The organism is Allorhizobium sp. DMC15, from assembly GCF_056314065.1.
In genome coordinates, this window is the sequence record NZ_JBQUZB010000001.1 from 157,778 (window position 1) to 172,650 (window position 14,873).

Consider the following 14,873-nt stretch of genomic DNA (forward strand, 5'->3'; position numbering starts at 1 on the left):
TTCCGAGCACGTGTCGGCTGCGACCCTTGGCGCCCTGAAGGCACCTCCTTTTTCTGCTATGGTCGTCGCTTGAGGAACGTGGGAGACGATCATGCAGCGACAATCCGACGAACTGACGCCGGAGGAGGCACGGCGCGACCATTGGGAAATGCTGCGCTTTCTCGCCGTCAACGCGCTGGTTGGCGCAGGCCTCGGCCTGATCGTCGGCTTGGCCATCCTCTGGCTCGATATCGGCGGTGTCGGCACGTCCCTGTCCCGTTCGCTCCACCCGATTCTCCCGGCTCTGATGATGGTCGTGCCGCTCGCGCTCACCTTCGCCGCCGCTGTCACCGCCTCGGCGGTCATGCTGATGCCCTATCGCAAGAAGAAGCAGCGCTGACAGATGGGGCAGACCCCCATTTGACGCCCGGGCCGTCTTCCGGCAAGGAGGGCGCGCAACCGAACCCGACGGAGAGACGACGATGGCAGACGCTGAGAATGACCGCATCATGCGCCTCGAAGAAACGGTTGCCCACCAGACGCGCGTGATCGAGGAACTGTCGGACCAGCTGGCCGAGCAGTGGAAGGTCGTCGAACAAACCCGCGCCAAGCTTGATCGCCTGACGGAACGCTTCCTGACCCTTGAGGAGCAATCCCTCGACGCTCCCGCCATCACCCGTCCGCCGCATTATTGACATTCGTCAGCTGCTCCCACTGCCTGTGACACGCCGCCCCGCATGCGACAGTTTCGCCCGCTTGCGGAGCGAAAATCCCGGTGCTATCCACGAGACACCTATCGGGGGATAGAATGGCATCAAGGGACGTCCGGACCGGGTTTGATCGAGCGATACGCATCATCTGCGTCGTCGCGCTCGTTCTGCTTGGCCTCGCGCACCGTCCGCCCTTGCCGGCCGTCCCCACGCTGAGCCCCGCCGAAGTCGCGCGTCTCACTTTGCCGGATGGCACACTTCCGGAACTCTGCCTTCCCGGCACGGATCAGGACGGCAAGTCCAAGTCCCACACGATGGCCTCAGATTGCGAAGCCTGCCGCATTTCCGCAGCCTTTGCATTGCCGGCTCCGGCTGACCTCGTCGGCATCCGTTTGCCGGTCGTCATCGCAGCCGTTCTGCCGCAGCCGGCAGAAGCGCATTATCGCCAGCTCTTCCCGCCCAACAGCGCCCCTCGTGCGCCTCCAGTCCTGACCTGATCGATCAACGGCCTCGCGCTCCTGCGCAAGGCTTATCGTATCATCAGGCCGGGGATCATGGGTTTGACGCATGTCCGGTCGCAATCCGGATATCCGTCATGTTGTCAATGCTTGCCGATGGTGAGGCGCAGAAGGCGCCGTCCCCTGCTGTGGTGAGGACTGCGCTGCAAAGGGTGAGATCTGAGGACCAGACCCTCCTGCCGCCCCGCACCACGGTTTTCCTCGAAGGCTTCTCCCGCTCCCCGCAATACCGCGTAGTCGATGGCTGTGTTGCCACCTCGCAGACCCTGTCGGATGGCCGGCGCCAGATCATCGATCTGGTCGGTCCCGGCCGCCTCGTCGGCTTGGGGCTGGGTGACCGGAACCGCTATTCTGCGGAAACCCTGGGTCTCACACGCCTCGAACCGATCGCAGAACCCCTGTCCCACGGCGATCTTGAAACCGCGCTGAACGAAATGCTGGCGCGCTCACAGGCGCTCACCATGCTGCTCGGTCGCAAGACGGCCCCGGAAAGGGTCGCCTCGGCCCTGCTTGACCTGGCCGGCCAGTTTGGTCGTCCCGCCCGCCAGCAGAAGCGCGGCGCCGTCACCTTTCATCTCTTCCCCACCCGCACGGATCTCGCCGATTGGCTCGGGCTGACGGTCGAGACGGTTAGCCGGTGTTTCACCCGGCTCAAGAAGGCCGGCCTCATCGATTTCCAGCACAGCGACCGCGTGACCCTGCTTGAGCCGCTGCATCTCGCCCGCATTGCCTCGGGCGATCGACCCTTGTCCTGAAACACCGAACCTATTCTTCGAGGACTTTCCACAATGACCATACTTTCAGACGTCTCCGTGCCTCCGGCACAATCTGCGGGCCTCGCGCGCCGTTTCTATATCACCGCCTGGCGCTGGCATTTCTATGCCGGCCTCTATGTCGCGCCCTTCCTGATCATGCTCGCCGTCACCGGCCTCATCATGCTCTGGACGGCCACGCTCTATGGCCGCGACGGTGAGAAGACCTATGTGGTCGCTCCTCAGGCCACGACCGCCCCTGTTTCGGCCCAGGCCGAAGCCGCCTATGGCGAGATCGCGGGCCAGATCGTCCAGTATATTGCCCCACGCACGCCCGAACAGGCCTCGCTCTTCCGGGTGAACCAGGGCGAATCCTCCTTCATGGTCGCCGTCGATCCCTACACGGCCAAGGCCCTCGGCCACTGGGACCGCCGCAACGGTCTCTACGATCTCGCGGACACGATCCACGGCACGCTTCTGATCGGGGACCTCGGCGACCGTCTGATCGAAATCGCCGCCGGCTTTGGCATCGTGCTGGTCATCACGGGCCTTTATCTCTGGTGGCCGCGCGATGGCAGGGGCTTCGGCTCGGTGCTCGTCCCACAGCTGTCCGCCAAGGGCCGCCAGCTGTGGAAGTCGCTGCATCTGTCGGTCGGCTTCTATGCCTCGCTCTTCCTCGTCGTCTTCCTGCTGTCGGGCCTCACCTGGGCCGGGATCTGGGGCGAGAAATACACCCAGGCCTGGAGCACCTTCCCGGCCGAGAAATGGGACAACGTCCCCCTGTCGGATGTCACCCATGCCAGCATGAACCACAACGGCGTCAAGGAAGTGCCCTGGGCGCTCGAGCAGACCCCGATGCCGGCCTCCGGCTCTGAAGCGGGCATTGTAGGCACGCCCGAAGGCCAGCCCGTCACCCTCGATGCCATCGTCACGCTCGCCCGTGCACTCGGCTTCGATCAACGCTTCCAGCTCGCTTTCCCCGGCGATGAAACCGGCGTCTGGAGCATCTCGCGCGACACCATGAGCAATGACAGCGCCAATCCGCTCGACGACCGCATCGTTCACATCGACCAGTATACCGGCCGGATCCTCGCCGATGTCGGCTTTGCCGACTATGGCGTCGCCGGCAAGGCCATGGCAGCCGGCATCGCCTTCCACGAGGGCGACATGGGGCTGTGGAACCTCGTCCTGGTCACGGTCTTCTGTCTGTCGATCATCTTCCTCTCGGTCAGCGGTTTCGTCATGTGGCTCAAGCGTCGCCCCAAGGGTGCCGCCCGCCTCGTTGCGCCGAACGCCGGCGAACCCGGCCCCCTCTGGAAAACCGGCGCGATCGTCATGGTCGCCGTCTCGCTGCTCTTCCCGCTGAGCGGAGCGGTCCTCGTCGCCGTTCTCCTGCTCGACCTCCTGGTCTTCCGCCACATTACGCCGCTGAAAAAGGCGCTCAGCTGATTGCTTGCCGAAATGGAACCGCCCTCCTTACGGGCGGTTCCGATCCCGACGTTCGCCACCGAGAGGCGGCCTGCCGGCACCAACCGTCATACGAGCTGCGGCGAGATCACCGAAAAAAGCGTGGAACAATGCGCTCCTCCGGTCATTTGCAAAACATGTGCTCGATGAGCCGGGGGTGAACTCCGGCCTGTCGGCACCTTTTGTTTTGTCTTTGAACGGAGGTTCCAGCCAGGCTCATGTGCGGCATTTGTGGAGAAGTAAGGTTCGATGGCAGCGCGCCGTCGGTTCAGGCAGTTTCGATCATGGCGGATGTGCTCGCCCCTCGAGGTCCGGATTCCGCCGGGGTCGTGGTGCGTGGAAATGTCGGCCTCGGTCACCGGCGATTGCGCATCCTGGATCTCTCGGACAAATCCCAGCAGCCGATGGTCGATCCTGATCTCGGCCTCTCGCTGGTCTTCAATGGCTGCATCTACAATTTCCGCGAACTGCGCATTGAACTGGAGCGGCAGGGCTACCGCTTCTTCTCAGGTGGCGACACGGAAGTCATCCTGAAGGCCTGGCACGCATGGGGCGAGGCCTGCGTCTCCCGCTTCCACGGCATGTTCGCCTTTGTCATCCACGAGCGCGACAGCGGGCGCGTCATTATGGCCCGCGACCGTTTCGGCATCAAGCCGCTCTACCTTGCCGAAATGCCCGGCGGTCTGCGTTTCGCCTCTTCGCTACCCGCCATCGTCAAGACGGGTGGCGTCGACACCAGTCTCGATGTCGACGCGCTCCACAACTACATGACCTTTCACGCCGTGGTGCCGCCGCCGCGCACCATTCTTAAGGGTGTGCGCAAGCTGCCGCCGGCCACACTGCGCGTCTACAATCGCGACGGCACTTTCACCGATCGCCGCTACTGGAACCCACCCTACCAGCGCCGCGCCGATGATCGGTCGGTGACCCCTCAGGAATGGCAGGAACGCCTTCTCGACGCGCTTCGCATTGCAGTCAAGCGCCGCATGATCTCGGACGTGCCGGTCGGCGTCCTCCTCTCCGGTGGAGTCGATTCCAGCCTCATCGTCGGCCTTCTCGCCGAAGCCGGCCAGACCGGGCTGATGAGCTTCTCCGTCGGCTTCGAGGAAGCCAATGGCGAAAAGGGAGACGAGTTCGTCTATTCCGATCTCATTGCCCGCGAATTCGCAACCGACCACCATAAGATCTTCGTCCCCTCGGCCGATCTGATGGGCGCTCTCCCGGGCACCATCGCCGCCATGTCGGAACCGATGGTCTCCTACGACAATGTCGGCTTTTACCTCCTCTCCAAGGAGGTTTCGAAACATATCAAGGTTGTGCAGTCGGGCCAGGGCGCCGACGAGGTCTTCGGCGGCTATCACTGGTATCCGCCGCTGGTCGGCTCCGATGATGTGGTCCGCGACTATGGCCGCGCCTTCCGCGACCGCTCGCATGACACCCTCAAGACACAACTCCAGGACCGCTGGATGGCCGACCGCGACGTCAGCGGCGACCTTCTCCGCGAACACCTGCTCGCCGAAGGCGCCGACACCCCGGTTGACCGGGCCTTGAGGCTGGACAGCAACGTCATGCTGGTCGACGATCCGGTCAAGCGCGTCGACAACATGACCATGGCCTTCGGCCTCGAAGCCCGCGTCCCTTTCCTCGATCACGAACTCGTCGAACTCGCCGCCCGTATCCCGCCCGAGGAGAAACTGCGCGACGGCGGCAAGGGCATCCTCAAGGACGTCGCCCGAAAGGTCATCCCGAGTGAAGTGATCGACCGAAAGAAGGGCTACTTTCCCGTACCCCAGCTCAAATACATCGCCGGCCCCTATCTCGATATGCTCCGCGACACGCTCGCCTCCCGGGCCGCCCGTGAGCGCGGCTTGTTCCGGCAAGACTATGTCGACCGTCTGCTGGCGTCCCCGTCCGAACACATCACCCCGCTGCAGGGCTCCGAACTCTGGCAGATCGGGCTCCTGGAAATGTGGCTGCAGGCACACGAGGTCTGACGATGAAGAAACTCGACAAGGTCGTTTTGGCCACCCCGCGCGCCGCCCGCAAGCCGCGCATCAGCAAGGCCCTTTCCCATCGACTGGCCCGGCTGCGCCAGCCTGGCAAGGGGGGCGCAACGGGCCAGCCACGCTCCGGTGATGCGCCGGCGCCGGGACGCAACGTGGTGCTTGACTGCGGCTGGGGCCGGCTTCTGTTTGCCGGCACCTTCGAAGACGATGCCACCCTGCTCGCTGCCCTCAAGGACGAGGCGCCGCTGAGCCGCGACATCGCCTTTTATGTCGGCGACCCGCATGTCCTCCTGTCGCGGGGCCCGCAGGAGATCTTCCTCGATCCATCGCACACCTACCGCCTGGACCTTGCCACGTACAGGCCAGGTGGCCGTCGCCCACGGGGCATCACCATCCGCCGCCTCGGTGTCGAGGGTGATGCCGGCGGCATCAATGCGGTCTATGCCGCCTGTGGAATGGTGCAGGTCCGCGAAGATTTCTTCGCCGGCGAACGCGACAACCGCCCCGTCACCTACTTCGTCGCAGAAGACGACGTGACCGGCGAGATCGTCGGAACGGTCACCGGCATTGACCACAAACGCCTCTTCGACGATCCCGAGCAGGGGGCCTCCCTCTGGTGCCTCGCTGTTCATCCCCAGGCCCGCCAGCCCGGCATCGGTGAGGGCCTGGTGCGCACGCTCGCCGAGCATTTCCAGGCGAGGGGGCTTTCGTATGTCGACCTCTCCGTCCTCCACGACAATGAAAAGGCGATCCGGCTTTATGAAAAGCTCGGCTTCCGCCGCGTGCCGCTCTTTGCCGTTAAGCGCAAGAACGCCATCAACGAGAAATTCTTCGCCCAGCCGGTCGCATCCTATGAGGCGCTGAATCCCTATGCCCGCTTGATCGTCGACGAAGCCTTGCGCCGAGGCATCCATGTCGAGGTGACGGACGCCGAAGGCGGTTTCTTCCGTCTGGCCCATGGCGGCCGCGCCATCCACTGCCGCGAAAGCCTGTCGGATCTGACCTCCGCCGTCGCCATGTCGATCTGCGACGACAAGGCGGTCACCCGCCGGTTTGCCGAAGCGGCGGGCCTGACCGTGCCCGAGCAGATCTCTGCCGACGCCCCGGAAGCCGAGCGCGAGGCTTTCCTGAAGAAACATGGCAAGCTGGTCGTCAAACCCGCACGCGGCGAGCAGGGTCGCGGCATCTCGGTCGGTGTCTCCACATTGGAGGCCTTGACCACGGCCATCAAGCAGGCCCGCCAGGTCTGCGACCGCGTCCTGCTGGAAGCCTGCTTTGAGGGCGAGGATCTGCGCCTCGTCGTCATCGATTACCGTCTGGTCGCTGCCGCCGTCCGGCGCCCACCGCGTGTCGTCGGTGATGGGCGTTCCTCGATCCGCAAACTGATCGACCAGCAGTCCCGCCGCCGCGCCGCCGCGACCGGTGGCGAAAGCCGCATCCCGGTCGATGTCGAGACCAAACGTTGCCTCGCCGAACAGGGCCTCGACCTGGACACCGTGCTGGAGGATGGCGTGGAAATCACGGTCCGCAAGGCCGCCAATCTCCACACAGGCGGCACCATCCATGACGTCACCGAGATCGTGCATCCCGACCTTGTCGATGCCGCTTGCCAGATCGCCAGAGCGATCAAGATCCCCGTCGTCGGCATTGATTTCATGGTGCGAGACCCGGCCCAGCCCGACTATGTCTTCATCGAAGCCAACGAGCGCCCGGGCCTTGCCAATCACGAACCGCAGCCGACGGCGGAGCGCTTCATCGAACTCCTCTTTCCCGGCAGCCGGGCCGATCCGGGATCCTGATGCGCGTTCACCATCATCGAACAGTTTTTCAAGAAACTTCCGATTTCACTGAACGACCGAACCGCTCATAATCACGTCATCAAGAGAGGCGTGAGCCTTGCAGCGTGACGGAGATTGGCGATGCTGGTGAATGGAAAATGGACCGAGGATTGGCAGCCGGTTCAAAAGGCTGACGAGAAGGGCCGGTTCGTCCGACAGACCTCGTCCTTCCGCCACTGGATCACCCCCGATGGTGCCCCCGGTCCGACCGGAGAGGGCGGCTTCCCGGCCGAAGCCGGCCGCTACCGTCTCTATGTTGGCTATATCTGCCCCTGGGCCTCGCGCACACTGATGGCCCGCGCCCTGAAGGGCCTTGAAGACGTCATCGCCGTCACGGTCGTCGCCCCGGCCCTCTCGAAAGAGGGCTGGCAGTTCGGCGGTTATCCGGGGGCCGATGCCGATCCGCTCTTCGGCGCCACCTACCTCCACGAACTCTACACCCGCGCCGATCCCGATTTCACCGGCCGCGCAACAGTCCCTGTGCTCTGGGACGAAAAGACCGGCACCATCGTCAACAACGAGAGCGCCGATATCGTCCGCATGCTCGACACCGCCTTCGAAGGTCTCGTCCCGTCGGACCTGCGCCTTCACCCGCAGGAGCTGGCCGCCGACATCGACGTGCTCAATTCCCGCGTCTACGACCAGCTGAACAACGGCGTCTACAAGGCCGGTTTCGCGCTGACGCAAGCCGCCTATGACGAGGCGGTCGAGGGTGTTTTCGCCATGCTCGACGAACTGGAGACCCGTCTGTCGGATGGCCGCGATTTCCTGTTCGGAAGCGGCTTCACCGAAGCCGATATCCGCCTCTTCGTCACCCTGATCCGCTTCGATGCCGCCTACCACGGTCTCTTTAAGACCAACCGTCGCCGCATTGCCGACTATCCGTTCCTGTCCGCCTACATGGAGCGCGTGTTGAGGCTCTACGGCGTGCGCGCCACCGTCAACATGGACCACATCACGCGCGGCTACTATTCCATCAAGACGCTGAATGCGACCGGCATCGTCCCAACCGGCCCGCAGCATGTCATCGATTTGCTCGCCCGCACTGCGTCCTGAAAGCTCGCGGTCGCTGGCTTCCGCCAAACAGTGGAACCATGCCGATCTCTGGCGGTTGGATATAACGACCGAACCGAGGGAGAGGACCATGGATCCCCACAATGACGACAACAACCATGCCATGACGAAAGCGGATCAGACTGCTCGCCCCCTGGAGAGGGCCGGCCGCGAGGCCGATGCCGCCAAGGCCGGGCAGGGCGGCGATGCGCATCCCGAGCGCCTGAACGTCTACCGGCTCCAGCCGATCGCCGAAGCCGACGATCCGCGCTGGGAGAATTCGCCCTTCCAGGGCACGGTGGTCGTCGCCGCGCGCACCGCCGGTGATGCCCGCATCGTCGCCTCGGCCCGCGAGCTCGACTACATGGAAATCGATGCCAAGCCGGCTGAAGATGTGACGACGACCATGGCCAGTGCGTTCCGGTCGGACAAGCTTTACACGGTGGTCGAGATCGATCGTGACAGATCCGATCTCAAACGCGCTATCCTCGAAGGCGAAATCTCCACCGACACCATTCGCCCGGTACAAATGTGATGAATGCAAAGCCCGTCGGCGACGGGCTTTGCTCGCTCTCTCTAAACTTTAGCGCTTTCGCCCGCTTCCCGTCGCATCACGAACTCGGTGGTGACCTCGCGCAGATTGTCTTCGAGCCAGAGGGCCATGTCCTTCTCTTCCGCGAGGTTCTGCTGCAGTCCGGCGACCGCCCCTTGGAAGCCGCCGAGTTCGGCCATCGTGATCAGCGAGTTATAGGCGGCGATTTCGAAATTCTCGAAGGCGAAATTGGCGAAGGAATTCTTCAGGATTTCGTCGTCTGCCATGGAATGCCCGATGGCCGCCATGCTGCCGCCGGCAGAGAGCATCCAGTCCTTCAGCGTCGAATTGTCTTCGTCGAGGCTCGCCAGGATGTCCTCCAGCCGCGTGATCTGTGTCTCGGTTTCCTGCAGATGCGTCTCCAGGCGGGCCGCGACCTGCGGATAGTTCTCGATCCGCTTCAATTGCGGCTTGATGATCGAGAGCGCCTGATTCTCCATCGCATGGGCGTTCTTCAGCCCGGTGACGAATAGCGAGCGTCGGTCTTCTACCATTGTGGATCTCTCCCGTTTCGGTTGCTCTGCTCGAACCGCCGCATCGGGAAACTGTTCCGCCGCAACATGGCTTGACGGGACCTCTCGCCCGAAACAGCCTGTTGCGAACAAAAGGCGCATGACGCCGCAAGGTCGAACGGGAGGATCAGAGCATGAAGGTCATCGTCATCACGGGCGCATCCGAAGGTATCGGTCGCGAGCTGGCCCGCCAGATTGCCTCCCGCGACAAGGCAGACACCGCCCTGGTGCTTGCAGCCCGCAATGCCGAGCGCCTGGAAGACCTTGCGATCGAGTTGCGCAGCCACGGTACCCGCGTCGAGATCATCCCCACCGATGTGACGGACCGTGAAGCCTGCCGCCGCCTGATCGCCGAGACCATGACCCGCCTCGGCCGCATCGACGTGCTCGTCAACAATGCCGGCATGTCGGCCCATGCCAATTTTTCTGATTTCACCGATGCCGATCTCGACTGGTCGGAAAGACTGATGGTGATGAATTACTGGTCCGTCGTCTGGCTCACCCAGGCCGCCCTGCCGCATCTGCTGGCATCCAGGGGTCTCGTCGTCGGCGTCAGTTCGGTGGCCGGCCTCGTCGGCGTGCCGGGCCGCACCGCCTATTGCGCCACCAAATTCGCCATGAACGGTTTTCTGGAGGCCCTTCGCGCCGAACTCGCTCCAAAGGGGCTGAGGGTCATGATCGCCTATCCCGGCACGATCGACACCGATCTGCGCAAACGCGGTTTCGGCCCCGGCGGTTCACCGGCCGGCGTCTCGATGATCCGGGACGACCGTGCCATGCCGGTGGAAACCTGTGCCCGGCTCATCCGCGAAGGCATGGAAAAGGGGCGCCGTGAGGTTCTCATGACGCCCCGGATGAAGTTCGGTCGCTGGCTTAGGCTGCTCGCGCCTCAGATCGTCGATCGCATGGCGATGAAGGAGGTCAAGGCCGAGTTCCGGCCCTGATCTCGCCTAGCAATTCCAGGAAAGTGTGTGCGGTTTCCGTCCGGAATTGCGTCAAGTTCTAAGCCTCAGCCTTCGAAGTCGCCTTCGCCGCTCACCTCGCGCCCGCCGACGATGATCGCCCGCTTGCCGACATGGTTGGCAGCGCCCACGATGCCTTCCTGCTCCATGCGCTCCACCAGCGAGGCGGCCTTGTTGTAGCCGATCGACAGGCGGCGCTGGATATAGGAGGTCGAGCACTTCTTGTCGCGCAGCACAACCTTGACCGCCTTGTCGTAGAGGTCGTTGCCGTCCTCTTCGCCCATGGCGCTCTTGTCGAAGACCGCAACATCCTCTTCCGGCTCGTCCTCAGCCTCGTCGGCATCCTCGGTCACGGTGCCCAGATATTCCGGACGGCCCTGTAGCTTCAGATGCGCAACCACCTTCTCGACTTCCTCGTCGGAAACGAAGGGTCCATGCACGCGGGCAATGCGCCCGCCGCCGACCATATGCAGCATGTCGCCCTGGCCAAGCAGGTGTTCGGCACCCGGCTCACCCAGAATGGTGCGGCTGTCGATCTTCGAGGTCACCTGGAATGAAACGCGCGTCGGGAAGTTCGCCTTGATCGTGCCGGTGATGACATCGACCGAAGGCCGCTGCGTCGCCATGATCAGGTGAATGCCGGCTGCACGCGCCATCTGCGCCAGCCGCTGGATCGCCCCTTCGATCTCCTTGCCGGCGACCATCATCAGGTCGGCCATCTCGTCGACCACGACGACGATGTACGGCATCGGCGAGAGGTCGAGCTCCTGCTCCTCGTAGACGATCTCGCCGCTCTGCCGGTCGAAGCCGGTCTGGACGGAAACAGTGATCGTCTCGCCCTTCTCGCGCGCCTGGGCCGCACGGGCATTGTAGCCGTCGATATTGCGCACGCCGAGGCGGCTCATCTTGCGATAGCGGTCCTCCATCTCGCGCACCGCCCATTTCAAGGCCATCACGGCCTTCTTCGGGTCGGTGACGACCGGGGTCAGGAGATGCGGAATGCCGTCATAGACGGAAAGCTCCAGCATCTTCGGATCGACCATGATCAAGCGGCATTCGTCCGGCCGGAAGCGATAGAGCAGCGACAGGATCATCGTGTTGATCGCGACCGACTTGCCCGAACCGGTGGTGCCGGCCACGAGCAGATGCGGCATCTTCGCAAGTTCGGCGATCACAGGCTCGCCACCGATGGTCTTGCCGAGGCAAACCGGCAGCTTGTAGCGCGTCTCGGCATAATCGGGCGTCTCGATCAGCTCGCGCAGATAGACCGTCTCGCGCACCGGGTTGGGCAGCTCGATGCCGATCACGTTGCGGCCGGGCACCACGGCGACACGCGCCGAAAGCGCCGACATTGACCGGGCGATGTCGTCGGAGAGACCGATGACGCGGGAGGATTTGACCCCCGGGGCCGGCTCGAATTCATACAGCGTAACGACAGGGCCAGGGCGCACGTCGATCACTTCGCCCTTGATGCCGAAGTCTTCGAGCACGCTTTCCAGGAGACCGGCACTCTGCTCCAGCGCTTCTGCCGTCATCGTCACGCCTGTCTGCACCGGCGGCATTTGCAGGTAGTCGAGATAGGGCAGCTCGTATTCGCCTTCACCCAGCGCTTCCTGGGCACGGAACAGCGGCTGGCGCGGCTGTGCTGCAGAGATGGAGACGGAAGCCGGATGGGGCGCCTGCACAGGGGTCGGAACCGCCGCCTCCGGCGGTTTTTCGGTCACGGCGTGCTGTGGCGAAGCGCCGTCCAATGTGGATGCCGAGATCTGGCGACGGGCCACTTCCCGGTAGAGTGCGACGACCGAACCCGGCGTCGCCTCGAATGCCGGTTTGCGAATGCTGCCTGTTGAGACTTGCGTCGACAAGCCCGCTGGCCGATAGCGGACAACCTCGGCGCGGATAGCAGCCGGCGCCTGAGGGATGCGCGCCGGGATGCTCGGGGCCGGTGCCGGCGCAACCTGTTGTTTCGGCTGGACAGCCATCGGTTTGGGCGAGGCGACCATGGGGTTGGATGGGGTGGGACGCGCCATCTCGATCTCGGCAGGCGCATCCGTCTGGTCGATCAGCGCTTCGAAGAAAATGTGGTCCGAGAGCAGGGCGGCAATCGGAAGCCGTGTATTTTGGGCCGGCGCATCGGCAGCGGGGGGAGCAATCGCAGCCGGGGCCTCGACCATGGCAGCCGAAGGAGTGGTCATCTGCGTCCAGGCGGCAAAGCCAGATGTCGTAGGCGAGGCGCTCTGTGCGACGGGCGCGCCCCCCTGCGTGGCCGTCTGCGGAGCCGCCGCCGGCTGCACGCCGCCCTGTGCGGGGGGCGTCCTCAGAAACGCATTGCGCACCATCGGCGGGCGTATCGCGGGTGCCGTCTGCTGTGCGGCAAGGCGAGCCGTCTCGGCCTGCTGCGCAAGCGACCGTTGCAGGTGCGGCGGGACATTGGCCTCGGCCGTCATACGCCCGGCGGCAGTGCCGACGCTTGCGGCCTGAGTGCTTGCCAGAACGCTGCGCATTCCCTCGACCAGCGGCGCCGGCTGCATGGGCTGCGGGGCAGGTCCGATGTCACCCGTTCCGCCATCCGCCATCGAAGCCTCCCAGGCAGCCTGTTCGGCCTGCTGGCGCGCCAGTTCGCGGCGCAGCTTGTAGGTGAGCGCTCGTGCGCCGACGGCATCCGGCGGCTGCGGCAGGGTGACGGAGGCCGGCATGCGCGGCTGTTGCTGTTGTTGCAGGGCCTGCGTCGAGACCGGATGTCTCGCTGAGGTCGCCGCTTGCGTCGGCGCTCCGGTGCGCGGCAAGCCATAGGGCGCTGCCGGACGCTGGTCTGCTTGCGGGGTCACGCGTGCGGCGTGAGCCGGTGTGACGGCGGTCTGCGGCTGATAAGCCGGAACGGAGGGCGCCTGTGGTGCCGCTGGGGTTGGCGTGGCTGCCGCCGTGGAAGCCGTCAGCGGCTCCACCGTCTCCGGCTTCGCCGGCATCCGGTCAGGGGTGCGGGTAAAGCGCACATTCGGACCCAGCACGAAGGCGCTCTGCCAGACGGGCTGCTCTTCGCGCCCCTCGATCTGGTTCGCGGCCGTCTGGTCGGCACCCGCCGGACGGGCGGCTTGTTGCCCCTGCGGGGTCTGGGCGCTGCCCCCGTTTTGATCCCCGAACTGGCTGGCCTGGAAAGCGGAATTGGAACGGGGAGGATGCATCGAAAACCTGAACGCTGACGAGATACGGGAGAGCGGATACGCAGCCTTTTCAGTAGAAAATAAAGGTTAACGACTGCTTGTCGTCCATTCGGAATTCCTCATGCATGCGGCGCCGAAAAAGCGTTGTGAAGGGTGCCGATCCCGCTGTCTTGGCTGGTAATTTGCAGCCGGAAAAGAAGCGACAGACCGGAGAGTTTTTTTCTCGCACCGACCGTTCGGGCGCGTTATGGACGGGGAGGAACAGAAAGCCGGTCATGTCGAAGAAAGCCAAGCCCACGCCACTCACCAAACTTCTGAAGGCCTGGACCGGAGCCTCGCCCGAGGAGCGTCAGGCCTTCCTCGATCTCGTCACGGCGGAGGTGCGCGCCAGGGGTGAGTCGACCGCACCATCGGCTACCCGCCCGGCCGAATCTTCCGATCCCGCCTCCGTCGGCGAGGACAGGCAAGCCCTGATCGCCAACGGCCGTTATCTACTCCCCTCCACCATCGTCAGGGTCGAGACCGTCATGCGTTCCCGTAATATGACCCCTTCGGCCGTCATGGCCGAACTCGGCTTCTCCCCGCGCGACACGTCTCTCACGCGCGCCCTTGCCATGAAGGCGGCGCTCAGGCTCTCGGTGATTGCCGAACTCGCCCTCTGGCTTCAGGCAAACGAGGCTGCCGCCTCTGCGCAAGAGTGAGGCCACGCCATGCCGTTCACGCTGAACGCTCCCGTCGAGCACGAGCAGGACATCAAGAAAAGCCGCTTCATCGCCTATGCGGCGCCGATATCATCCGAAGACGAGGCCAAAGCCTTCCTCGCAGAGAAATCCGATCCCACCGCCACCCACAACTGCTGGGCCTGGCGCCTCGGCCAGTCCTACCGCTTTTCCGACGACGGCGAACCCTCCGGCACGGCCGGCAAGCCGATCCTGCAGGCGATCGACGGTCAGGAACTGGATGGCGTTGTGGTGTTGGTCATCCGCTTCTTCGGCGGCATCCTGCTCGGCAGCGGCGGCCTGATGCGCGCCTATGGCGGAACGACCGCGCAGGCACTCCGGCTCGGGACGAAAACCGAAATCATCCCGCTCGTCACGGGCGAACTCGCCTGCAGCTTTTCGGATCTGGCGCTCCTGAAGGCCCGTCTTCAGGCGATCCCGCATCTGTCGCTCGTCGAGCATTTCGAGGCCGACGGTGTGCGTTTCGATGTCACGCTGAAGCGTGGCGACGAAACCATGACACAACGCCTCGTCCAAGACCTGACAAGCGGCCGATCACACCTGCGTTTCCCCGACCCCGGGACCGACGATTGATCTGATAGGG

Annotated in this window: 14 protein-coding genes; 12 read left to right on the forward strand and 2 right to left on the reverse strand. The window is 64.1% G+C overall.

Features of this window, described 5'->3' with window-relative positions; translation table 11 throughout:
• Positions 1 to 91: 91 nt before the first annotated feature.
• The 9 genes from ACT53S_RS00740 (at position 92) to ACT53S_RS00780 (ending at position 8,858) form a co-directional block, all read left to right on the forward strand.
• Positions 92 to 379 (forward strand): hypothetical protein, encoded by a 288-nt coding sequence (locus ACT53S_RS00740; protein ID WP_142072479.1) that lies wholly within the window; start codon positions 92 to 94, stop codon positions 377 to 379.
• A gap of 82 nt (positions 380 to 461) precedes the next feature.
• On the forward strand, positions 462 to 674 hold the full coding sequence (locus tag ACT53S_RS00745) for a SlyX family protein (protein ID WP_113376978.1): 213 nt from the start codon (positions 462 to 464) through the stop codon (positions 672 to 674).
• A gap of 113 nt (positions 675 to 787) precedes the next feature.
• Complete coding sequence (locus ACT53S_RS00750) at positions 788 to 1,186, forward strand: hypothetical protein (RefSeq protein WP_476065573.1); 399 nt, start codon at positions 788 to 790, stop codon at positions 1,184 to 1,186.
• 98 nt (positions 1,187 to 1,284) lie between these two features.
• Positions 1,285 to 1,962, forward strand: coding sequence for a helix-turn-helix domain-containing protein (locus ACT53S_RS00755; protein WP_113376980.1), 678 nt, complete (start codon positions 1,285 to 1,287; stop codon positions 1,960 to 1,962).
• A gap of 33 nt (positions 1,963 to 1,995) precedes the next feature.
• A complete protein-coding gene (locus ACT53S_RS00760; RefSeq protein ID WP_476065574.1) occupies positions 1,996 to 3,408 on the forward strand; it encodes a PepSY-associated TM helix domain-containing protein in 1,413 nt (470 codons plus the stop codon).
• A 236-nt stretch (positions 3,409 to 3,644) separates the two neighbouring features.
• On the forward strand, positions 3,645 to 5,420 hold the full coding sequence (locus ACT53S_RS00765; protein ID WP_476065575.1) for an N-acetylglutaminylglutamine amidotransferase: 1,776 nt from the start codon (positions 3,645 to 3,647) through the stop codon (positions 5,418 to 5,420).
• A 2-nt stretch (positions 5,421 to 5,422) separates the two neighbouring features.
• Positions 5,423 to 7,231, forward strand: a complete 1,809-nt coding sequence (ngg, locus tag ACT53S_RS00770) for an N-acetylglutaminylglutamine synthetase (RefSeq protein WP_476065576.1) — start codon at positions 5,423 to 5,425, stop codon at positions 7,229 to 7,231.
• Between the two features lie 120 nt (positions 7,232 to 7,351).
• Complete coding sequence (locus ACT53S_RS00775; protein ID WP_476065577.1) at positions 7,352 to 8,326, forward strand: glutathione S-transferase family protein; 975 nt, start codon at positions 7,352 to 7,354, stop codon at positions 8,324 to 8,326.
• 88 nt (positions 8,327 to 8,414) lie between these two features.
• Complete coding sequence (locus tag ACT53S_RS00780; RefSeq protein WP_476065578.1) at positions 8,415 to 8,858, forward strand: hypothetical protein; 444 nt, start codon at positions 8,415 to 8,417, stop codon at positions 8,856 to 8,858.
• 41 nt (positions 8,859 to 8,899) lie between these two features.
• On the opposite strand, the gene ACT53S_RS00785 is transcribed toward ACT53S_RS00780, so the two are convergent.
• Complete coding sequence (locus ACT53S_RS00785; protein WP_476065579.1) at positions 8,900 to 9,409, reverse strand: ferritin-like domain-containing protein; 510 nt, start codon at positions 9,407 to 9,409, stop codon at positions 8,900 to 8,902.
• 152 nt (positions 9,410 to 9,561) lie between these two features.
• Between ACT53S_RS00785 and ACT53S_RS00790 the strand changes: the two genes are divergently transcribed.
• Complete coding sequence (locus ACT53S_RS00790) at positions 9,562 to 10,371, forward strand: SDR family oxidoreductase (protein WP_113376986.1); 810 nt, start codon at positions 9,562 to 9,564, stop codon at positions 10,369 to 10,371.
• A 65-nt stretch (positions 10,372 to 10,436) separates the two neighbouring features.
• Here the strand turns inward: ACT53S_RS00790 and ACT53S_RS00795 are convergent, their stop codons facing one another.
• The gene (locus ACT53S_RS00795; RefSeq protein ID WP_476065580.1) at positions 10,437 to 13,571 is read right to left on the reverse strand and encodes a DNA translocase FtsK; all 3,135 of its coding nucleotides are present in this window, start codon (positions 13,569 to 13,571) and stop codon (positions 10,437 to 10,439) included.
• A gap of 254 nt (positions 13,572 to 13,825) precedes the next feature.
• Between ACT53S_RS00795 and ACT53S_RS00800 the strand changes: the two genes are divergently transcribed.
• Together ACT53S_RS00800 and ACT53S_RS00805 are read left to right on the forward strand one after the other, a co-directional pair.
• Positions 13,826 to 14,251, forward strand: a complete 426-nt coding sequence (locus tag ACT53S_RS00800) for a hypothetical protein (protein ID WP_113376988.1) — start codon at positions 13,826 to 13,828, stop codon at positions 14,249 to 14,251.
• Between the two features lie 9 nt (positions 14,252 to 14,260).
• Positions 14,261 to 14,863: an IMPACT family protein gene (locus ACT53S_RS00805; protein ID WP_476065581.1), complete on the forward strand. Its 603-nt coding sequence runs from the start codon at positions 14,261 to 14,263 to the stop codon at positions 14,861 to 14,863.
• Positions 14,864 to 14,873: the final 10 nt, after the last annotated feature.